Raw genomic sequence first — 22,580 nt, 5'->3', positions numbered from 1 at the left:
ATGCGACTATCAACATATTAGGTATAGCCAGTGAACACTGTAAGAATATTGGTGCTTGAAGATCATGAGCTCTATCGCTCAGTTCTTGAGCATAATTTAAAATCATTACATTGTAATAACATAACCAGCTTCAGTAACACGCCAGACGCGCTTGATTGGCTAGCAAACAATCACTCTATTGATATTGTCATCTGTGATTTGATGATGCCAGGACAAGATGGTCTTTCCTTTCTCAACGAATCCAAAAAAAGGGGTTATCAAATTCATAGCGTGGCTCTTTTCAGTACGATTGAGAAAGAATTAAGGGATTCTGTTTATAAAATGATTAAATCTCTTGGTTATCAATATCTAGGCGATCTCGATAAAACCCCCTCCCGCTATAAGCTGCAATCCATTATTCAACGTTATAAAGCATTAAAAAGTCAAAACATCAAAAAAAATAAGGAAAATTTATCCTTCACACCTCTTAAGTTACAATGTCAAGATTTTTATAATGCTTTATTAAATCAAGAGTTTGTTGCTTATTTTCAACCAAAATATGATATCTGTAACAATGAAATGATTGGCGTCGAAGCATTAGCTAGGTGGAACCATCCTCACTTAGGAACCCTCAACCCAAGTTACTTTATTCATGAGCTAATTCACCACCAATTGATTGATGATATGTTTTTACAGATTTTTCAACAAGGAATACAATTACAGAAAAAGCTATATAGTAAAGGGGAAAAATTAAGTATTTCCTACAATCTAGATATCTCTCAACTCAATGATAGTCATGTGGTTTATAAAATATCAGAGATAATCGCAGAGTACCAAGTCCCCGCCAATTTAATTACTATTGAGATTACCGAATCGTCTCTAATATCAGCACTTTCAACGAATCTAGAAAACCTTATTCGATTACGAATACTAGGCTGCCAACTCGCCATTGATGATTTTGGTGTTGCCTATTCCTCTTTAGCCAGACTGTCTAGCTTACCATTTTCACAAGTCAAGCTTGATGCAAGTTTCATTAGCAATTTAGCCACCGATCCAAAGCTAGAATCGATAGTATCAAGCGTTATCTCTCTTACGAAAGATTTAGATATGGATCTCGTTATTGAAGGTATTGAAACAGAACAACAGTTAAAGTTAGTGAAACAGCTAGGATGTTGTTATGTACAAGGATTTTATTTTTCCAAACCATTGGTTCAAGAAAATTTAATGACGACGTATTTTAATGTGTGATGAATCTGTGTTTTTAATGATAAATAGAAAATCTATGGGGTAGTGAAAAAATAATATTATTATTCTGAAAATTTCAGTTCAACTCGTCTATTTTTCGCTCGCCCTTCTAACAATCTATTATTCGCTATTGGGTGTAAAGATCCAAAACCTCTCGTTGTGATTCTTGAATGAGAAACGCCTTGTTCAATCAAGTAATAGGCAATTCTTACCGCACGCTGCTCTGAAAGTTTTTTATTATATGATTCATTACCATCACTATCGGTATGTCCATCAATCATAATATGAATTTTTTTGTTCTCTAGCATATATTGTGCGACTTGGTACAAATACTCTTCGCTTGCTTGTATCGGTGAGTCATATGCAAAAAACAGGGTTGATTTTTCTTCTAACGGGTTTTTAACCGGTATTATTTTCTCTATTTCGATTTCAGGTTTCATTTCTGGGTAATCATCTAGGCTTTTTTTGAAACTCGGTGTCACTATCGTTTCTGTTATCACTTCATTCTTCGTTGAGAAAAGCCAGCTAACCCCCAATGTCACCATACTAAGATCGAGTTCTTCTATTGCAGATTTGCTCCCTATAGAGTCAATAAACTGATACTGCATTCGAATTGCAATATTGTTATGAATAGTATAGGAAAAACCCGCACCAAAAACAGGAGCTAACCCTTCAAAATAATGGTCATTTTCGCTACCAAACCAACCAGAAAACCCTATTTTTAAATAAGGATAAAACTTATCTGTTATTGGATAAGAGATATTTGATGAAAACGATAATTGCTGATAACGAGCCTTCCAATATTCCTGATTATCAGGAATAAGTCCATTCACATCACCAAGATAATGATAGCCTAACTCCCCCGATAAATAGGGTGAGAATTGGTAACCCACATAGGCACCAATCACATTATTATCAGAGTAAACATGGCCATGGCTATTGATATAATGGCTACGTCCTATTTCTCCACCAATATACCAAAAATCATCAGTAAAATCAGAAGCATAAATCGTATTAGAAAAAATTGTTATAGATAGAATAAATATATGTTTATTTTTTTTCATGGTAGTCTCTAATATACGGTTATTTATATCTGACGGTAAACCTTCTCATTTCATTAGCAGGTCCAGGAGAACAGTTTCCACTAGATACCCACTGTACACCTAGGGGGTGATTTAATAGAGCAAGGTCATAATAAGTATTAAACGCTAACTCACTAGACATTCCTGAATCGAATTTAATTTTAGGACCTCCGCAATTAGCCGTAAACTCACTTTCCATAATAAACTCTGCGAGACCCGTATGAACATGGCTCTCTTGATTACCCAATACAGGTTTAATATGTAACAATTTAATTTCTGTTTCTTTTGCAACACCATCTTGGATAATATTTCCAAAATCAACTTTAGTCTCTGTTTTTAAATGCAATGTTTTATGCGTTTTGGTTACATAAATACGGAAATAAGGTCTGTATCCCGTCACGCCTCCTACGGTTTGATTATTAGCATCAGTAAGAATACCTTCTGTATGAAATTCATAAAGCTGAAAACCATCAAGAGCAGAAACATGATAATAATACCAAGTATTTTTCATACCTAAAGCACCTCCTTTCATATAATAAACCATATATTGACCAGTTCCACGGGTATCTTCTCTAAGATAATAATCTTGAGGCAATTCTATAAAAAGATTAACTTCAGAACCATTCACAAATTTTATATACTGTTGGACTCCATCAGGAGAAGGATATAACGGGCTATCCATAATCGCTCCAGATATACTCGAAGAGAGTAATTGATTATTTAAACTAATTCCGAAACCATCAGAACGATGCGCATTTTCTTCAATAACATAAGATAATGTGAAACTGTCCCCATTTGATATATACTCCCAATACTCTTTATTAGGGATACCAATAAATGACAAATCCAACAACACTATTTTTAAGGTAAACGTTTCATAATCTTGGATCTCTAATACTTTAGAAGAAGGACTCGAACCAGCATAAAAACGTTCTCCATAACTGTAACTCATTAATGGAAAGAGAGCGGTGATAATAAACATAATCACTATAATTATTCTATTCATTAATCATACCCCATTGTAATGATAATAGAAGATGAAAAAAAACCAGACCCTGCATTGTTGGGAATATCAATCTTGGGAGAAACCGAACATTTCATATTCTCTTGTGTAGGATGATTATTGATGCAAAACTTTGTTGTGCCATCAAATATAATGGGATTTTTTCCTCCATTAGGTTCGGTTAGAAACAATGAGAGTGTACTGCCTGACGTTAATGGAATTTGAGTACTATCAACCGAAGATGCTATAGAACTTGCCACAAGCCAAGTTCTATAGCTGCCAAAATTTCCACTGTTCTGGCAATCGATTTCGATATCAAAAAGGTTAGGGATATCTTCCGTTATTCCTTTAGGGAAAATACCCAAATCTACCGTGTGGGGCATAATCAATGTACATGAGGGGGATATATACATTGCTTCAAATGCTACTGAAACTGAAGTACCACTTATTTCTGCGGCTTCAGCATAGCCCATGATAAAAAATGATATCAATGCTCGACATATAGATTTCATGGCCTATCCTTTTTTACTTGTCGACATTGATTCTGTGTTCTAGATAAATCACATCGATAAGCATAAACTTCTCCCCAATCATCAATGGCACTGAATTCTATTATTTTTCTATTCTTATCCATACTAGGTAATGCATAACGAGCCTGGCTATATGGAGAAAAAGAAGTGAGTGATAGATCATTCACTGATTGTTGATTAACTTTTACTATAGCAAAGTAATAAGGGGTATTATTATTAAAAACTAGAATTTCTTCAGATTTTTCTATAGTAATCCCCTCCTCTGCCTGCTCTCGATTATTTTGAATTTCTTTTGGCCTATAAATAAACTTCACCTTGGTTCTTGCGGCCATCCTTAATATATTACTTTCTCCTTCCTCTTCTGTAGATTTGAGAGGGATTTCCTGTACATTAAGCCAAAATAACATTTCTTTATTCTTACTTAAGTCGTCACTTTCTAACACTGAGACCTGTATCTTCTGTTTTTTCTTACTATCCAAAGTAAATATATTAGGAATAACAGAGAAAGGAATATCTTCCGTGTCATGGGTGTTTTCAATCCAAACCTGTCCACCAAAAAGTTTATCGGAATAGTTAGAAAGAGAGAGTGACATGGAAGGTTGCCCTTCCTTATAAATATAACGAGTACTATCTAATACAAAGGCTGCATAAATAGACGATGATATAGGTAAAAATAAAAAAAACGTTACTATTTTAGTGACAAACCACTTCATAAACCTTCCTCTCATTAGATTTAATTTTACTTAGATCAATATTACACTTATTATTATCTTTATCTATGATCAAGTAGGCATTTTTTATCTGTTCTGAATTTGACAGTACAGCCATACCATTGGGGGATAAACTTCCAATGACCATACCATTAGACTCTACATCACCAGAAGTAATGATATCACCATATTTATCTTTTATTTTTATAATATATCGAAATACTTTTCTTGTTTTTATTTTATTCAAAACAATCGCATGTTCAACAGGTACAACTGTATGCTGTCGATGATCTATCTCTATATCAATAGGAAGAGTATCAAGATCAATATTAATATTATTATTTCGATATGGACTCACACTCACTAAAGCAAACCCTTGATCATTCGTTACGGAACCTTTGATAGATAGCCCATCCACCCCGCTGCTATCAATAAGTGCAACGGTATCTGCTCGGTGTCGATACGCAATGATCCCACTTGGATTTGTCCACGCTACCCCTCCTGATATTCCAGCGGAGAATAATGAATTTCCATCATGATAGCTGATCCCTGTACTCATATTCACGGTATCGAAAAGGTAACTTGAATTGAGATTAATACCACTATCATTGAGATTCATTGAATAACTTAATCGGTCGGATAATTGCCCACTTGCATTTGTGCTATAAACCGTATCCGAATGTTTACTGCTTGAAACCGATGCCATCAGGTAGTGATTATTTTCATTATAAGATAAAGGGATTGAAACACTGAGCCCTGCTGAATAATCTTCTCTTCCTCTATTTTCACTATAACTTGCATTCAACCCAATGGTTACTTTATCAAAGAAATAACTATTAATAGATGAATTAATACCTATATCGTTGTCATTACTTCCCCAGTAAGTTTGCTGCCAGAACATTAGATTGGCATTAATTTTTCTATAACTATGGCTCATTAAAAGTTCAAACCTTCCTTTTTGTTTATTATTTTCTTTTTTATTATCTTCAGGATTAAAATTGTTATAAATAGTATACTCTTTATCTTGGTATTTATAAGCAGCTAATTGGAGTGTTGTATTAGAGGTCAAATGATACGCATACTTAAGCCCAATACTACTTCCGGTTAATGTCGGAGAATTATTATAATTGGCATGATAGTACCCTCCTTCAATAGCAAGGCTACCTAAACGTCCGAGGTAAAAAGTGGCACCCGCACCAATCCCTTTGAACTTCTCATCAACAATTACACTACCTTCCAATGTGTAGTCATCGAATCCGTATTTACCTTCGGTAAAAATAAAATTACGGTCAGAATCAAACAACCCATCAACACCACTACCGTCAAATCGCTTACCAGCGGCTATACTGTAGTCAAATGATGTACTTCTTAATAACGATGGCAGAGTAATAATCGGATACTTTCTTGTTTCTGAATAGCCATTATCACCTTTAATTTCAACAACTAAATCACCGAAACCGTGAATGGAAAAATCATTAATCAAATATGGTCCTGATGGAATCGTTTCAGCGTAAATAATACGATCATTTTGTTTTACCGTTACACGAGCACTGCTATTGACCACCCCAGAAATATGAGGGATATAATTCGATTTCATTCTATTGATATAATTATTCGTTTTCAAGCCAATACCACCATAAGAAAACGAACCAAGAATATTATTCCCTGAATGCTTTTTACCTATTGAAAGATCAGCTTCTAAAGAAGGCAGTACTCTTTGAGCGTATAAATTAGCTATGTTTGTCTCTGTTCCATTATTTACCCAACTTCCAGTAAAATCCGTATTAACTACCCATTTATTTATATTTAATTTACTATTAAATTGGCCAAAAATACTTTCATCGCCAGAATTATTAGTCGTAGCTCTAAAACTATAGCCTACCCTGATACCGTTAATCCCATAATCATAAGTTTCTTCTTTGGCGGTTGATAAATAACGTTGTGGTATGGATATGTTCAAGGTTTGATCGGATAAATTAAATTTTACTGAAGCATACTCCATATCGTCAAAATCAATACAAGAGTGTGTATTATATAAATTTTCTATTTGTGGTATAAATTTAATATCGAGGTCTGAAATAAACGACTTACTTAAACAAAGCTTATCTTCCACTTCTTCTTTTTTAGTTATTGTGAAATTTCGTTTTCCAACACTCTTACTGTTAATAATAACATTTGAAAAATAATGGCCTTCTACAATACCACTGGTTGATCTGAATACTTTAGGTGTCTCTTTACCCCCTTGAAGAAAATCGAGATCAAAAGACAATGTATTGTTTACATTCGCACAGACATTAAAGCCTATAAATAATAAACCTATACTTGTATATTTTGATTTATTCTTCATACAACAACCCTAAAGCATAATATCAGAACAATAAGGGCTAATATATTTTAGCCCTTACTTTAATCGTCTAACCAAAAATAAATACTGAAGAGTTAATTATAAACAATAGCGTATGTGGTAGTGGCACTATAAGTACCCGCCACAGCCCCTGCTTTTAGTTGAGCCGTATATTTGATTTCATCTGTCGCCAAATCAAAATCATGGCTTGTGTTTGTGCTTGTTACCGCTGCACCACCATCAACTTTTAGTTCAACCGTTGTTCCTGTTGCCGAACCATTCGCATTCTCAATACCCGTTGCTCCTAGTGGGCCTTGCCATGTCATCGTTAATTCACCAACGCCAGTACACTGAGTTGTCGTACCAGGATCTACCGGGCTTAAGGTAATGGTTGTTAGCGTACCGACACCACTGACTTCCGCTGTGCCTAAGTCAATCATTCCTGAACCATTGGTTAGGCCATCAACATCTAAAACTATCTCACAAGTGGTTGAAGTAACAGCACCGGTGAAGGTGATCGTTCCGGTACTGGCGTAAACTGAAGCCGCAGAAAATAAAGAAGTAACAGCGATAAATTGAGCAATTTTAGTGAGTTTCATAAACACCTTCCTATCTGTGTAGTTAAAAAGCCGACTTGCTTTTGTATCTACGATAGTAGAGTTTTTACTCCCCTTCTGTAATTGCTTATCTTCCGAGCGTCGTGTAGGAACCATCCTACATTTTCTTGGCTATATTTTTTCCTCAGCTTTAAAAATGTTACAATAAAAATCCACCGCCTAAAAAGACCGTGGATTTCTCATATTATCTAAATGTAATTTTAATGGTTCTAGGAAGCTATTCAGCATGGCGCTATTTATCATGTTTAATGATAAACGATGCTGACCGTAGCGATGGTATTAAAAGATCCCACCCCCTCTCCTCGGTGTATAGTGGCATAAAAATCAATGCCTTTACTTATCAGTTCTGGCTTGGGGTAAGTGATTTTATAGTTTTCTTTATCAATACTCTTTTCTTTTCCTTGATAGGCGGCCATGAGCTGTAAATATGTTCCCTCTGCCGTTCCGGAAAGATTTTCTAGCCCTCGATAACTCATGGCCGGTGAGCTCCAAGATACTTCTGCTATTTCTGGTGCCATACATTTCCCTCCTCCAATGCCTTTAGATGTGACAGTGAAATGGATCGGTGTTTCAGGCTGCTTGTTATTCAACGCCCCAAACTCTATTTGGTTGGTTGGGTTTGCTGAGTCATTAACCGCGATTTTTTTTTCGCACGTAGCAACCGCAACGCTCCCCATAAAAGTGATCAACCCAGACTGTGCGGCATAAGAAATTGGACTAAAAGTGAGTTGAGCCGCAATAACGCCTTTGGCAATACCCGATAGCTTCATACACATCACCCCTCAATATTAATTAACAAAAATCACACAATATTAACACAAAGGAATAAAGCAAATTTCATGCCGCCATAAATTTGACCACCGAGCGCCGCACTATTCTCCCGTTGAAAAGCCATCTACAGTGCTGTTGGCTTGAGTTATACTGTCTTACATTGACTCATGAATAAGGCTGTAGAAACCTATGAATAATCAACCATTAAGTGAACTTATCGGGCATCGAGTACTCGCCGTACTCGGCACTTACCCACAGAGTGACTCGGCAATGGATGTCTACATTTGTGGTGTAGAAATTCTTTCTGATATTCGGTTAAAAGTGTTGCTGCCTAATGGCCATGCACTCAGTGACGCTCAATGGGTAACGCTACATTTGGATAATCGGACGGGGGTTTCTGAGTATGACGCTGAGTTGCAGGTCAATCGTCTGTCATTTAAGGGGAGAGTGAGTCGAATTTCTGACAATGAAGTGATTGTTGAAGCCATTGAGTACCAAGTCTATTACGGTATTTCTGTCGTAAAAGAGTATCAAAGAGCAGATTATCAGTTTCCGGTTGATCTTCGCTCAGCCAATGCACTGCCACTCTCTCCGCTTTCTCAGGCACCTTGTATTGATGACACAGAGCATGAGAACAAAATCGGGGTATTACTCACCTTTGCAGAGCAGCAACCACATACCACCGTCATGGCATTTCTTTCTTCGGTTGAGGACGACATTTTTTTCATTACCTTCCCAAGCACCTTCAAAGGGCAAGTTCTTAGCCGTGACAATCGGTGTTACTTTGCTATTGATAGCCGAGCAACCTTTACCTTTGAGCAGGCAATTGAATGGAACTACAGTATTATTCGTGGCAATGTTTACAGCGTGCCCAAAGGCAGCCCACTCTTTTTGCAGATTCAGGCGTTATTTATCGCCAAAAACCCTTGGGAAGTCGGTTTTTTTAGTCATCCTGACATTCAGATGTATCACCTGAAAGCCGAACATGTCGTTTGTCCTAAAAGAGGAATACGTTAATTGATGTGATGCGATCTTATATCATTAGGCGGCTGAGTGTCACTGCCGACTAATGATAATAAGAATAATTTATTACTTTAGTGACTCCACCTTAAATACACTATTAAAAATTTTTATCTCGTGATAAATGCCAAATCATTTCACCTATTCTCTTATCAGTTATTTATTATAATTCTCAGTAGTTCTCACATTCTTCACCATTAAAATAATGGTATAACCCCACTCGAGAAATGATAAATACAACCAATAGATAATTATTATAACTGATCAATTAAATATTTATTGTGGCAATGAATATTGATTTTATCTTCAACGGAGTGTCTCTATTTTTAATAGAAAACTAAAAAAGGATTTTTTATTTTTACAGAATACCCATGCTCAACATAAAGCAATGCACGAAACAGAAATTCAGGATTTACTCGATGAGCTCTCTTGTAAAAATGATGAAATTGCTCAGCTTAAACAACAGCAAGAAACCACGGCATCACTCTTACGCAGCCAACTTCGTGGCGGAATCATGCTTGAGGCAATTCGAACCAGTTTAGCCAGTAGCGCCGAGGATTTACTCCATGAACGTGATGCTTTAAAGCAATTTGATGATATGTTTGCACAAACCAATGCCGCATTGTCTCGATTAGAGGAACGAGCCCAACGCATTAATGAGCAAACCAGCACGAATATGCAAGCGGCTGAAGTATTAGATAAAACATCCTATTCTATTGGTCAATTAGTCAATACCATTCAGGAAATTTCTGCGCAAACAAACTTACTGGCTTTGAATGCGGCCATTGAGGCGGCTCGGGCTGGGGATGCGGGCCGAGGATTTGCCGTCGTCGCTGATGAAGTTCGGGCATTAGCCAGTAAGGCTCATAATGCCAGTGATCAAATTGAAGGGTTAATTAATCAAGTCATCTCACAAGCGTCGAATATTAAGCAGTCTATTAGTAAAAACCAGACCTATTCTTTGGAAGTTGCCAGTTCTTCTGAACAAATCGCTACGGTAGTTAATGCGGTATTAGACACTTCTCAGCATATGCAAGAAGTGATTCGAGTCGCCACCGCAAGAGCTTTCCTTGATACCGTGAAAATTGATCATGCGGTCTGGAAAAATAACATTTACCATCATGTAGAACATGGCGAATATACCAGTGAGGTGAACAGCCATAAAGATTGTCGATTAGGGAAATGGTATTTTGAAGGAAATGGGGCGAATTACTACAGCCATCTCCAACACTTTGGACAACTCGATGAGCCTCACCGATTAGTGCATGACTCCGGTAAAGAAGCGCTTAATGCAGGGCATCATGGTGATTTTACGCAGTTAATTTCTAAATTAGAAACCATGGAAAGTGCGAGTGAGCATGTGGTTTCTGCTATTGATAGGCTGCTACAGGATATTATTGACGATAAGTAATGCATTGATACAGGCTCAACACTGAGCCTGTTTTTATCAAACCTGAACTCTTCTCACACTAAATCATGTTCGACGTTCAACGTTTTACCCGTTTGGCTACTCTCTAAGGCCAGCTCAATCAAAGCAATATTTTGCAATGCTTGCTCAGCAGGAACTGGGTTTTCACTACCCAACCGAATCGCATCCGCAACGCCTTTAAAGTAGTGCTGATACCCACCACACTCAGTGGCTATCGTCTGAGCCCCTGACTCACTATACTGTTGACCATAAAGAGTTGGGTCTTCACTTGCCCACTGGTCACCGATAGGCTCTACCCCTTTTTTAAGCTGTGCTTCTTGTGGGTCAAGCCCCATCTTTTCGTATTTGGCAAGCGTTCCTAAGATCTTATAACGTAGATTGGGCTCGGGGCTGTATAAGTTGGAATGCAAATGCACTAAATGATTAGGGTAGTGCAAAATAAGATTATAGTAATCAATGGTTGTCGCCCCCGGACGCATCATTCGACATTGAGCATGGATGGCTTGTGGAAGACCAAACAACACCAGCGCTTGATCTAATAAATGAGGGGCTAAATCAAATAGAATCCCGCCCCCCTCTTGTGCCTGCTCACGCCAACGCTGACGAATTTCTGGCCGGTAACGATCAAAATGCGATTCAAATAAGCGAACCTCGCCTAAACTTCCTGCTTCAATTAATTTTTTAACAGTAAGGAAATCGCCGTCCCAACGCCGATTATGGAACACACTTAACACCAGTCCTTTTTCTTGCGCTAAAGTGATTAAGGCTTTGCCTTCCTCCATTCGGGTAACAAAGGGTTTTTCAACGATCACATGCTTACCCTTTTCTAATGCACGTTTTGCCAAAGGGAAATGAACATCATTCGGGGCGGTGATAATGACAAGCTCAGCCTGACTTTCATCCAACAAGGTCTCCGCATTGTCATACCACTGAGCCTGTGCCCAATCTGTTTCGACCGCCGCTCTCTGGCTGGAGCTTATCGCGCACAGTTCCAGTTCTGGTAAGGCTTGAATAAATGGCAGATGAAAAGTTTTAGCAGAATAGCCGTAACCAATGACGGCGGTTTTTATCGGGGTATAGGTCATTATCCACTCATCTCTTTACACATATCGACCCTTATCATCATGCCGAATGGCGATGCTCGGGTAAAGTTTTGTTTTGTTGGCGCGCTCAAAAAAGAAAACCACCATAGGTTATGGTGGTTTTCAGTCACTCTATTATGCGGCGGCAATGTATTGTCGTTGCCGACGCTTTTTTTGCTGCAATTCAACCAGTAAGGCATCCATATCGACTTCAATATTAAAGCGCCGTTTTAAATTAGCGAGGAAGATCGGGTCTTCACACATAGCTTTCTCTGGTTCATCGCTCACTTTTGCTACCGGACGTCCATGACACTCGGTTAATTTAATGACCATCGATAGGGGTTGATAAGCGTTACCCGCTTCATTTTTCCAGCCCGCTAAATCGTTGGTGAGAAAGGTTCCGATTCCAAATGAAATACGAACACGATCCGCAAAATATTCACACAGTGATAGTGCCTGTTCAAAGTTCAGACCATCCGAGAAAATAAAGAGCTTGTTTTTAGGATCAATGCCTAACTTTTTGTAGTGAGCGATCATTTTATCGCCCCAAGTAAACGGACAACCGGAGTCGTGCCGAACCCCATCATATGCTTTGGCAAGATGCACATTAAAGTCATGAATAAAGGCATCGATGGTTAACGTATCGGTTGGGGCAATGGAAAGTTGCCCATCAAACGCTCGGAGCCACTGTTCTAACGCGACTCGTTGTGAATCGCCGACATTAACTAAAGCTTGATGCCCCATAAACCATTCATGAGCAATCGTACCGATAGGAGGAAGGTTAAATTCACGCGCAAAATGGTAATTACTCGTGCCGAGTAACTGTTCAGGTATTTCTTGTTGAAGATAAGCAATCACATCACGCTGAACTTGGCTGGAAAAACGGCGGCGAGTCCCCATTTCTGTCAATGAAAAATTCTCTATGCCACGTTTTTTAAGCTCGACTTTTAAAGCCTGAACTTTTTCTGCCAGTACTTGCAAAGGGAGCTCGGCAGGCACTTGTGCCCATCGGCGGCGGCTACGAACTTCAGAGACGATCGCCATCACCAAGGTTTCATACAAAATGGTATCTCGCCATGCTCCCTGAATCGCAATACGTAACTGGTGCTTTCCCTCTTGTTGGATAATCCCCATCTCAACCTGACGCTCCGGTTGAAAATGAAAATACCGCAACGACTGTAAAAAAGAGGCTTTAAGATGAGGTGCGCTTTGCTCTAGGTAAGCAATATCCACATCAGAGAAACGTAAAGAGGCCAAATGCGCGATCTCCTCACGCACCTCTTCCAAAAGATCACTGACATCTTCATCACTCCGTACAATCAGTTCATAACGCACTTGGACGTCAGGATAAAAGGAGTGAATGGCCTGCATCATATTGATTTTATAAGCATCAAGATCCAACAAGCTGCGGATAAGGTGAGGAGAAAACAGGCAAGCGTTCATTATGCCATCCTTCCGTTCAATGTTAACAGAGCTTCACGTTAGTAACATTATGTTGCTAACTTTTCCAGCACAATAAATTAGCCTTACAGGTTTGTCAACTATTGTGACAAACTAACACCAGCCTTATATCCATAGGGTGAATGTGCTTATTTGGCGCTATGCGATAAAAACCATAGTTCAATGAAGACGTTACTAAACTCATCTCTTTCCTGAACCACATGTTTGTCACAAATAGTTATTTACATTTGACCCCACCCTAGCTCTTGCCTAGAATGAGGTCACTGTTTTTCAGGGATCTCAGCATGATTGTCACCATTGATATGGTTTGTCTGCGCCTCGCGTCGACAGGCATTCAAACATTGTTGGTTAAACGCAGTAACCCGAATCGGCCAGATTGTGGTCAATGGGCCTTACCGGGAGGGCTTGTGTATGATGAAGATATGACAGCCAGTGGTGGAGAGCCCGCCGATGAAGATTTCGATTCTGCTCGGCGGCGTATTTGCCGACAAAAAATTCATACCTACCCCAACTTTATTAGCGACCCACTGGTCGATGGTAACCCTAAGCGCGATCCCGATGGCTGGAGCGTTAGCATCTCTCATTATGCGCTGCTTAATCCCTCTAACGTTGAGCAAATTGAGGATTTTGGTATCGATCGGGATCGTGTTAATTGGTTTAGCCTGACGATGTTACTGAATAATGAAATGGAACTGGCTTTTGACCATGTTGCTCAAATTCAGCACGCTTGGAAAAAACTGCGCGCTGCAGTCGAATATACCTCCGTGGTCTTATTTTCTCTGGAAAAAGAATTTCTGGTGGCGGATATCATCGAGGCTTACGCAAAATTTGGGGTAGAAATGAATCGTATGACCGTCAAACGGCGGCTCATTAATACGGGTGTCATTGTCAGCGCCAATAAAATCGCTGCTTCATGCAAAGGAAAAGGCGGAAAACCCGCCACCGTGTACCGCCTCGCCAACCATGAAGTCACTTATTTTCAAACCTGCTTACGCGGATAAAATCAACGGACGATACACATCGGCGTGCCCGCAATGGGGTCTTGATGAATTTCGGCATCCAATTCAAAGACCTCTGCTAACAATTTTGGTGTCATCACAATTTGGGGCGAACCTTCACTGATCACTCGACCAGCTTGCATCACAATCAAATGGTCGCAGTAACGACAAGCTTGATTAATATCATGCAGTACCGTCACAATGGTTTTGCCTTGTTGATTGAGCATACGCAATAGCTTCATGAGTTCTACTTGATGGTTCATATCTAAATACGTGGTCGGTTCATCAAGCAGAATAAAGTCCGTATCCTGAGCCAGCGTTAACGCAAGCCATACACGCTGACGTTGCCCACCCGATAAATCCATAACTGGCTTATCAGCGAAGGTTTCTACCCCCGTAGCTTTCATGGCTTGCTCGACAATACGCTTATCTTGTACTGAGAGCTGCCCCCAAAACCCTGTATATGGACTACGGCCATAAGAAACGACTTCTTGTACACTCACCCCTTCAGGAGGTTGCTGAGACTGAGGTAATAATGCCAGTTGCTGAGCGAAAACTCGGGATGGCACCTTTTGAACCGCTTTGCCTTCCCAGAAAACTTGCCCACTTTGGGGCTTTAAAATTCGAGACAATGTTTTTAATAACGTGGATTTCCCACACCCATTTGGCCCCAGTAAAGCCGTGATCTTTCCCTCAGGGATCGTCACATCGACGTCGTTAACAATCGGTCCTTTACCGTATCCAACAACCAGATTCTCGGTGGTTAAACGCATGGGTTATTTCATTCTCATTAGTAAATACAAAAAATACGGAGCACCAATGATGGCGGTCATGATACCGGCAGGCAGCTCTAATGGCGGTGCAACTGTTCGGGCTACAAGATCAGCCACAAGCAGCAATAACGCCCCCACTAGCATGGCGGTAGGTAATAAATATTGATGCTGCCCACCCACAAGCTGACGAGCAAGATGCGGAGCCACTAAACCAAGAAAACTGATGGGCCCGCAAACCGCCACCGCTGCCGAGGTCCAGATCACCGCAACGAATAAAGCGCCCGCTCGCACCCAAGTGACAGAGATTCCAAGATTGCTCGCTCGTTCATCACCCAAGGTTAATACATTTAACGCATGACTGAGCCATAACAAAATCGGCAGTAAGATCCACCACGGCCACAACATCATCCACTGCGCCCATCCTCGCCCCCATAAACTGCCGGTTAACCATAAAAGGGCCTGATTAATTTCCAAAGGCTGGGTGAGGATAAGAAAATCGATTGCACTACCATACAACGCAGCTAAGGCAACCCCGGTTATGGCAACTCGGATCGGAGCCGTACGACCACCACACGCCAGTGCAAGTAGCAATGCCGAAGCAATGCCTCCGACTAATGACACGGCAGGTAACCAGTATATGGACACACTGGGCCAGAGGGTCATTAACGCCACCGCCGCTAAACTGGCACCATGGCTCACGCCCAGAATATCGGGTGACGCTAATGGATTGCGGATCACCCCCTGAATTAACACCCCCGCACTGGCTAACATCGCTCCAACAAGTATGGCGATAAATAGGCGAGGTAAACGGTACTCATGAATCGTGAAATAGTGTTCACTCCCCATAAATAAACCATCCCAAACTTGGTTAATCGTTAGGCTCACAGCGCCAAAGCATAAACTCAAGGCGGCACCAACCAACAACAGTCCTGTGATGAACGCTAGCGTTGGGTAAGCACGGTTCATCGCTGTTTCCTCACTAAATACAGAAAATAGGGCGCACCAATCAGTGCAAGTACTGCGCCCGCTGGAGTTTCTGTGGGAAAAACAACCATGCGGCTGAGAATATCCGCCGCCAAGGCGAGTATTGCCCCCAGTAGCATCACCGTAGGTAATAGAATACGGTGATCATAACCCACTAAAAATCGCGCCATATGGGGTACGATTAATCCAATAAAGGCAATGGCGCCTACCATACTCACGCTTATCCCAACCAAGGTGAGAACAATCAGGCCAACCAGTATTCTCAATAAGGTCAAATTAACGCCTAAACTTTTAACCCGCTCATCGCCCATCACCAAGATATTGAGTTTAGGGGCAAGGAGCATACTGAGCACCAGCGCAACACTTAGCCCCGGCCAACTCATTTGCCATGTTTCCCAACCAACATGAGCAAACGAACCAGCCAACCACGTCATGACACTGGCCGCTTGCTCTTCAACTAAAATTACACACGCTTTGGTCAAAGCCGAACATAAGGCTGAAATGGCAATCCCCGCCAGCACCAATTGCCCACGCTCAGACCCCATTTTCCATGCTCCCCCTAGCACCATCACTAAGGTCCAAGCACTAAGCCCTCCTAACATCGCGGCAACTTGGCTTGTCAGTATAAAAGTGCTGGTAAAAACCGTACTGACCAGCGCCATACCCAATGCTGCCCCTGCATTTACGCCAAACAAGCTAGGGGAAGCCAGTGGGTTACGGGTTAGCCCCTGCATGAGAGCTCCCGCACAACTTAAACTTGCGCCGATCAAGATCGCTTCAAGGGTGCGTGGCAACCGAATATCTCGTACAATCAGGTGGGCCACCTGCTGTTCATCCATGTGCCATAACGTACTCAGTGCATCCGTAGCAGAAATCGGCAACGAGGAAAAAGCAAACAAAGCAAGCCAACTGATAAGTATTAACACCATCAGCAGCAAAATAAATAAACGGGGAATCCTTCTTGGCGTAGATAATGGCATTAAGGGTGCACTCGCATCACCAAATCCTCGGCCATATATTCGGCCGCTAAAATCCCCCGACACCGAGCCCACAAATTCCCATCGACGTGAAGAATCTGTTGCTTGCGAGCTGACGTTAACACTCGCCACAATGGCTGAGCTTGCCACTTATTGATAATGCTGCTGTCGGTGTAGTCTCCCACCACTAAATAATCTGGGTTAAGTGCCAGCAGTTGCTCTAAGCTAATTTGTCGTGAGGTATTTTCATTTTTCAACCCTTCTGGCGCACGAAGCCCTAACGCGTGGATCACGCCCCCCGCATACGATTCCACCGAATGAGCATAAAAACCATTCTCTCGGGCTACACCAAATTGCACCGTCTGCTTTTTTAAATCAGACAGTTTTGCCGCATAGTGCTGCATTCGCTGTCGATGCAGCATGAGCCTTTGCTGCATCGGTAATGAACGGCCAATCACCTGGCCGATAATTTGAGCAGAGTTTAGGTTATCTTCATACGTTTCTCGCCGTGAGGGCAGCAACAACGTGGGCGCTATTTTGACTAAATCGGCGTATACCGCTGCGTGGCGATCCACATCGGCAATAATTAAATCCGGTTTGAGTGAAGCAATCACTTCTAAACTTGGCTGCGAACGTGTGCCCACCGAAGTCCATTGGCCCAATTGAGAGGATACTGCGGGCAATAAACGCTTAGGATCGTTATCATCAGCAATGCCAATCGGGCTGACCTCAACCGCCACCAGAGCATCAACAAAAGAAAACTCCAATGCCACAATTCGCTGTGGAACATAATCTAAAGAAAATGAGCCTTGGCTGTCAGTTACGGTCACCGCCAAAACCATAAAACTCAGCCCCCAGCCAACCACAATCAGGCTTAGTCGTTTCCATAACAATGCATTCATTATTATTTACCTATTTCTGATGTTCAGACCTTAGAAGTCATAACTTGCGGTAAGATAAATGCGACGCTGCTCGCCAGGAAAATGGCCAGTACGGTCAATGAAACCACTCACCGCGTATTTTTTATCAAATAGGTTTTTTACATTAACTTGGAATAACCACTGCTGCCAGCGTGTCTGCCATGAAGCATCAAAGACCGTATAGGCTTTGACGATTTGACCACTCTGGTTGTATTGCTCACTCACATGATCAGCACCAAAACCTATCGAAGAATCTATCGCCGTCACATCATATCGAGTCCACAGCCCTAATTGATGATGGGGAGCATTGGCAAAACGGGTTCCGACCGTACCACTGATTCCATCATAGGCTTCCTTCACTCGGGTATCGTTATAGGCATAACTTAAGTTAGCCGCCCAATTTTCCGTTAGATCAGCCAAAATATCGACTTCCACCCCTTGGCTACGTACTTTCCCGTAAGCCACTGAACGGGAATCATCATTCGGGTCGGTTTGTAGGATGTTTTCTTTGTTGATGTGGTAGAGCGCGAGGTTAACGTTCAGTGCATTGTCTAGCCAATAGCTACGGACGCCCGCCTCGTACATCAAACTTTCTTCAGGATCAAACGGCCCACCATTCGAGCTGGCTTGGTTTGTCGCATCTTGTGGAACAAACCCCGTTGCAACCACCGCATAAGGGTGCCACTGGGCATTAATTTGGTAAGTCGACCCTAAGCGATACGACAGACCAGAGCCAGTATAATCATCACGATCCCCCGCTTTAAGATCGTCAACTTTGTCTTTATAGCCATCCAAACGTAGCCCCGCTAATAGATTCCAACGTTCCGTAATTTTCCATTGATCTTGAACATAAGCGCCATAGCGCTGTGAGCGTGCTTCCGTTTGTTTAGCCAGAGTCAGATTATAGGCTGAAGTATCCGCACCATAGATGGGATTGGTTAAACTGATGCTATCTACATTTGCCCGATAATAGATATAGTCTTCATCAATACGGTAGTAGTCCCCCCCGAGTAGTAATGTATGAGCACCGAGCTCAGCCATCACATTGGCGCTCACCGAACTGGCTTTATTATGGCGAACTTGATCTCGAAACTGACGCTTACTGGTATCTAGCACACCATCGCCATTGGAATCTAATAATCCATTGGGCTCATGATATTTCTGGTTCTCAGTATTCTCATAATATCGCAGAGTGAGATCACCGCTTAACCAAGCATTAAAGCGTTGCTCGAGACGAAGTTGATAAACCTGCGCCTCTAAATCTTGGAAATCGGATGCTTCGTTAGCATTCCAATCAATATCGGCCAGGAAATTACCCTTGTCATCCGTTGGAATCCCCCGTAAACGCGCCCCTCCATAATGCTGGATGATATCAGTAAACTGTGCTGTGACGGTGGTACTGTCGGTTATATCCCAAGCATAACCAAGGTCGATAATTCGATTACGAACATCCGTGTTATCACGAGAAGGGTTTTCATGATCTTGGTAAATGGCGATTCGATAACGCTGGCTCTGATCCTCTGTCGCTGGGCCAGAAAGTTCAAGGCTTCCACTCACAAAATCTTGATTTCCCGCGGTGATGGAAACCTTATTCTGAGTGTGAGCGGTCGGCTTTTTCGTCACATAGTTAATCACACCGCCCGGTTCACCACTTCCCATCACCGCTGATGAAGGCCCTTTTAGCACTTCAACCTGCTCTATATTGAACAGTTGTGGAATAGCAAAACCATTAAAGGGATCACCGCGAAGCCCATCATATAAAATGTGATCTTGACGAAAACCACGGAAGGTCACACCAGAATACGAATACTGGCTGACGCCACTGATAGAACGATACAAATCGGTTATCTGCCGAGCCCCTTGATCTTGAATAAGCGGCTGAGTCAGAACTTGGATAGATTGAGGTGTTTCATCAATCGCTGTCGGTATTTTGGTCGCTAAGCTGCTCTCTTGCGCTCGATAAAGGGATAACGCTCGGCCATAAACGACAAGGCTTTCGGTTTCGTCAAAACTCTGTGCTTGTGAAGTTTCATCAGCCGCAACCGTTGATGAGATTAACCCAAACACGACGGCGCAAAAAAGGGGCGAATAATTGGAGTGGAAAGTCATTATTTTTCTAATATCGATGGTGTTTGCAATGAATTCGAGAATCTAACTGAGTTTAATTATCATTACAAATTATTTATTGATCTTTTCTCTCTTTCAAGAGCCCGTTGGCTAAACAGACAAAACACGCCCCCCTTTTACTTGTCATAAAAGCATGGTTAGATAACCACTTCGAGCCATTTGTAGGACACATCATGCCAGTTATCATTCTTCATGGACTCTACATGCACAGTATTGTTATGCATCCCTTGCGCCAGCAACTGACTAAGTTGGGCTATCAGGCAACCGCGCTTAGCTATAATACGGTGTCGATTAATGAGGAAAAACTGTTTCTCCAAATTGATGCTGCGCTAGCTCCCAAACAAACCAACGTACTGGTCGGGCATAGCTTAGGTGGTTTGATGATCAAGCGCTATTTAGCTTCTCGCCGCCCAAATACTCAGCTTATCTCTCACGTGATCACCATTGGTTCCCCTTTGCAGGGAGCCTCGATTGTAAGCAGAATTGAGCAATTAGGGCTGGGAGTCATTCTTGGAAACGCCACTCAGTATGGCTTGAAAAAACATCACGATACATGGGATTTTCCACAAAAACTCGGCAGTATCGCGGGGACACTTCCCATCGGGATGCGCACGTTATTAATGGGGAATCAAAAGGAGTCCGATGGCACGGTGACGGTGGAAGAAACCAAAATTGCAGGCATGACGGATCATCTGGAAACACGAACCACACACACCAGTATGTTATACAACCATTATATCGCCAAACAAATCGACCACTTCATTCGCTATGACCAATTTGAACATTAGGAAGACCTGAATCAGCATCAAGAGAACAACCCCGATTCAGGTCAAGAAAACCATGAAAAATTGAAACCATTAAACGGTAAATGCACCAATATACTGCTTTAAGTGTTCAGTTTGTTGCTGAACAAGGTGATAAGTCTGTGTGGTTTCACTAGCAATATGTTCAATATTAAGAGAAGACCCTTCAATCGTGTTGACGCTCTCACTCACATGCATGGATAATTGTTGTTGCGTTTGGGCCAATTGAGCAATTTGTCCATCAAGTTTTGCAATGGCCTGTGCGGCCCCCACGATTTGGTGATAAGCGGCTCCCGCCTCTTTGACTTGCTGTAAACTCTCCCCGATTTCAATTTGACACTGTTTCATAAAACCTTGGGCATCCGAAGCTTGAGCTTGCAGGTTTTCAATCACTCCGCCAATTTCTTCAATCGACTGTTGAGTCTGCTGAGCTAATTCACGAACATGATCGGCTACGACAGCAAACCCTCGCCCAGCCTCACCGGCTCGCGCAGCTTCAATTGCCGCGTTTAATGCCAGTAAGTTGGTCTGCTTGGTGATATTACCAATCACCTCAGAAATAAGGCTAATATCTGAGCTGCGTTGATACAACCCATTAATCACTTGTCCGGTTTGATCCAATAATTGTGATAAGTGTTCTGTCCGCTCAATGGAATGCACAATACTTTGCTCACCCAACTGCGCTTGTTGTTGAGTTTCCTCACTCTTGTACGATGCCTTATGCGTCACTTGATCAATATGCTGAGTGTTGCCTGATAAATCTGCCACAGATGAGACAATTTTCTGGATCTCATATTTCTGCTCATCCACACTTTGTTGAGTGTGCGCGACCTTAGCGGCCAGCTCTTCAGAAACCAAGTCTAACGAATGGACACTCTCTTTTACGGAAAGGATCAATGTGGTTAAGTTCTCTTGCATATGAATAAATGCTTGCGCCGCTTCACCAAATTCATCGTGCTTAAACTGTGTCAGTGATAAACGCGATTCCAACTGCCCCTGTCCAACAATCGACATGTGTGCTTTTAATCGAGCCAGTGGCCGCAATACTCGTTTGGCTGTCAAATATCCGCTGGCCAGTAGCGCAAGTACCACTAAAGCAGCGACCCCAACAGAACCACGGATCACTCGCTCAATCTGTGCTTGTTTCTCATTTTTCATGCGAGTCGCATCTTGCTCTAGTTGATGCTGAAATTGTGTCAATCCTTCCACAATTTTGTTAAAAGGTGCCAACATTGGACCCAACATTTGACGGCGAGCTTCTTCAATCCGGTTTTGATCAATAAGATCCGTATAATGCTGCTGCATTACTTGATAGGTCTCTATCTGACGTTCAAAATCGGATACCGATGCTTGAATATCGGGCAAATCCGCTAACTGCTCCATACGTTGTAATGCCTGCTTGACCGCTTGATCATTAAATTCGATGGTTTGCATAATCGTGCGATATTCATCAACATCATCAGTTAAGCCATAGTCGAGAGCAAAACGGCGGTAAGTCACTGTGTAATAACGCAGATCAGAAATAGCGGTGAGCAGTTGAACATTACGATCAACCACCGTACCAAACTGCTGCTGGACACGGGTTAAATTGAGAATAAGGAAAAAGCTTAAGCCAACAATCGCAAAAACCGCCAACGCGGCATTGGCTCGTACTAATCGAGTAATGGAAAGTGAACGCATAACACGGTGCCCTGTCTATCAATGTCATCAGGAGCACAGTATAAA

General features: G+C 41.7%; 20 protein-coding genes. 5 read left to right on the top strand and 15 right to left on the bottom strand.

The window, feature by feature from the left end:
• Positions 1–30 precede the first annotated feature (30 nt).
• Positions 31–1,227, top strand: a complete 1,197-nt coding sequence (locus B5D54_RS07190; protein WP_078925854.1) for an EAL domain-containing response regulator — start codon at positions 31–33, stop codon at positions 1,225–1,227.
• 59 nt (positions 1,228–1,286) lie between these two features.
• Here B5D54_RS07190 and B5D54_RS07185 read toward each other — a convergent pair whose 3' ends face one another.
• From B5D54_RS07185 to B5D54_RS07155, 7 genes are all read right to left on the bottom strand, one after another.
• Complete coding sequence (locus B5D54_RS07185; protein ID WP_078925853.1) at positions 1,287–2,288, bottom strand: OmpA family protein; 1,002 nt, start codon at positions 2,286–2,288, stop codon at positions 1,287–1,289.
• Between the two features lie 19 nt (positions 2,289–2,307).
• Complete coding sequence (locus B5D54_RS07180) at positions 2,308–3,312, bottom strand: hypothetical protein (RefSeq protein WP_139364773.1); 1,005 nt, start codon at positions 3,310–3,312, stop codon at positions 2,308–2,310.
• Positions 3,312–3,821: a hypothetical protein gene (locus tag B5D54_RS07175; protein WP_078925851.1), complete on the bottom strand. Its 510-nt coding sequence runs from the start codon at positions 3,819–3,821 to the stop codon at positions 3,312–3,314. The genes B5D54_RS07180 and B5D54_RS07175 overlap by 1 nt, the downstream gene beginning before the upstream one ends.
• Positions 3,818–4,552, bottom strand: coding sequence for a fimbria/pilus periplasmic chaperone (locus tag B5D54_RS07170; protein ID WP_158142142.1), 735 nt, complete (start codon positions 4,550–4,552; stop codon positions 3,818–3,820). The genes B5D54_RS07175 and B5D54_RS07170 overlap by 4 nt, the downstream gene beginning before the upstream one ends.
• On the bottom strand, positions 4,533–6,896 hold the full coding sequence (locus B5D54_RS07165) for a fimbria/pilus outer membrane usher protein (protein ID WP_078925849.1): 2,364 nt from the start codon (positions 6,894–6,896) through the stop codon (positions 4,533–4,535). The genes B5D54_RS07170 and B5D54_RS07165 overlap by 20 nt, the downstream gene beginning before the upstream one ends.
• Before the next feature lie 92 nt (positions 6,897–6,988).
• A complete protein-coding gene (locus B5D54_RS07160; protein WP_078925848.1) occupies positions 6,989–7,492 on the bottom strand; it encodes a fimbrial protein in 504 nt (167 codons plus the stop codon).
• Between the two features lie 263 nt (positions 7,493–7,755).
• Positions 7,756–8,280 carry a fimbrial protein gene (locus B5D54_RS07155; protein WP_139364772.1) on the bottom strand — a complete coding sequence of 175 codons (525 nt, stop codon included), beginning with the start codon at positions 8,278–8,280 and terminating at the stop codon, positions 7,756–7,758.
• A 190-nt stretch (positions 8,281–8,470) separates the two neighbouring features.
• Between B5D54_RS07155 and B5D54_RS07150 the strand changes: the two genes are divergently transcribed.
• Together B5D54_RS07150 and B5D54_RS07145 are read left to right on the top strand one after the other, a co-directional pair.
• A complete protein-coding gene (locus B5D54_RS07150; protein WP_078925846.1) occupies positions 8,471–9,298 on the top strand; it encodes a pyridoxamine 5'-phosphate oxidase family protein in 828 nt (275 codons plus the stop codon).
• Positions 9,299–9,689: 391 nt separating this feature from the next.
• Complete coding sequence (locus B5D54_RS07145; protein WP_115173880.1) at positions 9,690–10,712, top strand: methyl-accepting chemotaxis protein; 1,023 nt, start codon at positions 9,690–9,692, stop codon at positions 10,710–10,712.
• A 53-nt stretch (positions 10,713–10,765) separates the two neighbouring features.
• Here the strand turns inward: B5D54_RS07145 and B5D54_RS07140 are convergent, their stop codons facing one another.
• Together B5D54_RS07140 and pncB are read right to left on the bottom strand one after the other, a co-directional pair.
• The gene (locus B5D54_RS07140; RefSeq protein WP_078925844.1) at positions 10,766–11,815 is read right to left on the bottom strand and encodes an oxidoreductase; all 1,050 of its coding nucleotides are present in this window, start codon (positions 11,813–11,815) and stop codon (positions 10,766–10,768) included.
• 132 nt (positions 11,816–11,947) lie between these two features.
• On the bottom strand, positions 11,948–13,255 hold the full coding sequence (gene pncB, locus B5D54_RS07135) for a nicotinate phosphoribosyltransferase (RefSeq protein WP_078925843.1): 1,308 nt from the start codon (positions 13,253–13,255) through the stop codon (positions 11,948–11,950).
• A 302-nt stretch (positions 13,256–13,557) separates the two neighbouring features.
• On the opposite strand from pncB, the gene B5D54_RS07130 reads away from it, so the two are divergent.
• Positions 13,558–14,274, top strand: coding sequence for an NUDIX hydrolase (locus tag B5D54_RS07130; RefSeq protein ID WP_078925842.1), 717 nt, complete (start codon positions 13,558–13,560; stop codon positions 14,272–14,274).
• Between the two features lie 2 nt (positions 14,275–14,276).
• On the opposite strand, the gene fecE is transcribed toward B5D54_RS07130, so the two are convergent.
• The 5 genes from fecE to B5D54_RS07105 are packed head-to-tail and all read right to left on the bottom strand — an operon-like array spanning position 14,277 to position 19,992.
• The gene (gene fecE / locus B5D54_RS07125; RefSeq protein ID WP_078925841.1) at positions 14,277–15,044 is read right to left on the bottom strand and encodes a Fe(3+) dicitrate ABC transporter ATP-binding protein FecE; all 768 of its coding nucleotides are present in this window, start codon (positions 15,042–15,044) and stop codon (positions 14,277–14,279) included.
• A gap of 3 nt (positions 15,045–15,047) precedes the next feature.
• The gene (gene fecD / locus B5D54_RS07120) at positions 15,048–16,010 is read right to left on the bottom strand and encodes a Fe(3+) dicitrate ABC transporter permease subunit FecD (protein WP_078925840.1); all 963 of its coding nucleotides are present in this window, start codon (positions 16,008–16,010) and stop codon (positions 15,048–15,050) included.
• Positions 16,007–17,008, bottom strand: coding sequence for an iron chelate uptake ABC transporter family permease subunit (locus B5D54_RS07115; protein ID WP_078925839.1), 1,002 nt, complete (start codon positions 17,006–17,008; stop codon positions 16,007–16,009). Before B5D54_RS07115 ends, fecD begins: the two co-directional genes overlap by 4 nt.
• Positions 17,008–17,907 (bottom strand): Fe(3+) dicitrate ABC transporter substrate-binding protein, encoded by a 900-nt coding sequence (locus B5D54_RS07110; RefSeq protein ID WP_078925838.1) that lies wholly within the window; start codon positions 17,905–17,907, stop codon positions 17,008–17,010. The genes B5D54_RS07115 and B5D54_RS07110 overlap by 1 nt, the downstream gene beginning before the upstream one ends.
• Before the next feature lie 30 nt (positions 17,908–17,937).
• Complete coding sequence (locus B5D54_RS07105) at positions 17,938–19,992, bottom strand: TonB-dependent siderophore receptor (protein ID WP_242004520.1); 2,055 nt, start codon at positions 19,990–19,992, stop codon at positions 17,938–17,940.
• Positions 19,993–20,225: 233 nt separating this feature from the next.
• On the opposite strand from B5D54_RS07105, the gene B5D54_RS07100 reads away from it, so the two are divergent.
• Positions 20,226–20,840: a PGAP1-like alpha/beta domain-containing protein gene (locus B5D54_RS07100; RefSeq protein ID WP_078925836.1), complete on the top strand. Its 615-nt coding sequence runs from the start codon at positions 20,226–20,228 to the stop codon at positions 20,838–20,840.
• Positions 20,841–20,909: 69 nt separating this feature from the next.
• Here B5D54_RS07100 and B5D54_RS07095 read toward each other — a convergent pair whose 3' ends face one another.
• The gene (locus B5D54_RS07095; RefSeq protein WP_078925835.1) at positions 20,910–22,535 is read right to left on the bottom strand and encodes a methyl-accepting chemotaxis protein; all 1,626 of its coding nucleotides are present in this window, start codon (positions 22,533–22,535) and stop codon (positions 20,910–20,912) included.
• Positions 22,536–22,580 lie beyond the last annotated feature (45 nt).

The sequence above is a fragment of the Vibrio cincinnatiensis DSM 19608 genome, from assembly GCF_900167345.1.
GTDB classification, from domain to species: domain Bacteria; phylum Pseudomonadota; class Gammaproteobacteria; order Enterobacterales; family Vibrionaceae; genus Vibrio; species Vibrio cincinnatiensis.
Note: the sequence above shows the minus strand (reverse complement) of the source record. Positions and strands in the feature narration are given on the sequence as shown.

Excerpts from the sequence above, each read along its gene's own strand:
- B5D54_RS07180 (WP_139364773.1), bottom strand. The coding sequence starts at position 3,312 with ATGAATAGAATAATTATAGTGATTATGTTTATTATCACCGCTCTCTTT.
- B5D54_RS07160 (WP_078925848.1), bottom strand. The coding sequence starts at position 7,492 with ATGAAACTCACTAAAATTGCTCAATTTATCGCTGTTACTTCTTTATTT.
- B5D54_RS07165 (WP_078925849.1), bottom strand. The coding sequence starts at position 6,896 with ATGAAGAATAAATCAAAATATACAAGTATAGGTTTATTATTTATAGGC.
- B5D54_RS07185 (WP_078925853.1), bottom strand. The coding sequence starts at position 2,288 with ATGAAAAAAAATAAACATATATTTATTCTATCTATAACAATTTTTTCT.
- B5D54_RS07130 (WP_078925842.1), top strand. The coding sequence starts at position 13,558 with ATGATTGTCACCATTGATATGGTTTGTCTGCGCCTCGCGTCGACAGGC.
- B5D54_RS07115 (WP_078925839.1), bottom strand. The coding sequence starts at position 17,008 with ATGCCATTATCTACGCCAAGAAGGATTCCCCGTTTATTTATTTTGCTG.
- fecE (WP_078925841.1), bottom strand. The coding sequence starts at position 15,044 with ATGCGTTTAACCACCGAGAATCTGGTTGTTGGATACGGTAAAGGACCG.
- B5D54_RS07095 (WP_078925835.1), bottom strand. The coding sequence starts at position 22,535 with ATGCGTTCACTTTCCATTACTCGATTAGTACGAGCCAATGCCGCGTTG.
- B5D54_RS07170 (WP_158142142.1), bottom strand. The coding sequence starts at position 4,552 with ATGAAGTGGTTTGTCACTAAAATAGTAACGTTTTTTTTATTTTTACCT.
- B5D54_RS07110 (WP_078925838.1), bottom strand. The coding sequence starts at position 17,907 with ATGAATGCATTGTTATGGAAACGACTAAGCCTGATTGTGGTTGGCTGG.
- B5D54_RS07145 (WP_115173880.1), top strand. The coding sequence starts at position 9,690 with ATGCACGAAACAGAAATTCAGGATTTACTCGATGAGCTCTCTTGTAAA.
- B5D54_RS07140 (WP_078925844.1), bottom strand. The coding sequence starts at position 11,815 with ATGACCTATACCCCGATAAAAACCGCCGTCATTGGTTACGGCTATTCT.
- B5D54_RS07175 (WP_078925851.1), bottom strand. The coding sequence starts at position 3,821 with ATGAAATCTATATGTCGAGCATTGATATCATTTTTTATCATGGGCTAT.
- B5D54_RS07150 (WP_078925846.1), top strand. The coding sequence starts at position 8,471 with ATGAATAATCAACCATTAAGTGAACTTATCGGGCATCGAGTACTCGCC.
- fecD (WP_078925840.1), bottom strand. The coding sequence starts at position 16,010 with ATGAACCGTGCTTACCCAACGCTAGCGTTCATCACAGGACTGTTGTTG.
- B5D54_RS07100 (WP_078925836.1), top strand. The coding sequence starts at position 20,226 with ATGCCAGTTATCATTCTTCATGGACTCTACATGCACAGTATTGTTATG.
- pncB (WP_078925843.1), bottom strand. The coding sequence starts at position 13,255 with ATGAACGCTTGCCTGTTTTCTCCTCACCTTATCCGCAGCTTGTTGGAT.
- B5D54_RS07155 (WP_139364772.1), bottom strand. The coding sequence starts at position 8,280 with ATGAAGCTATCGGGTATTGCCAAAGGCGTTATTGCGGCTCAACTCACT.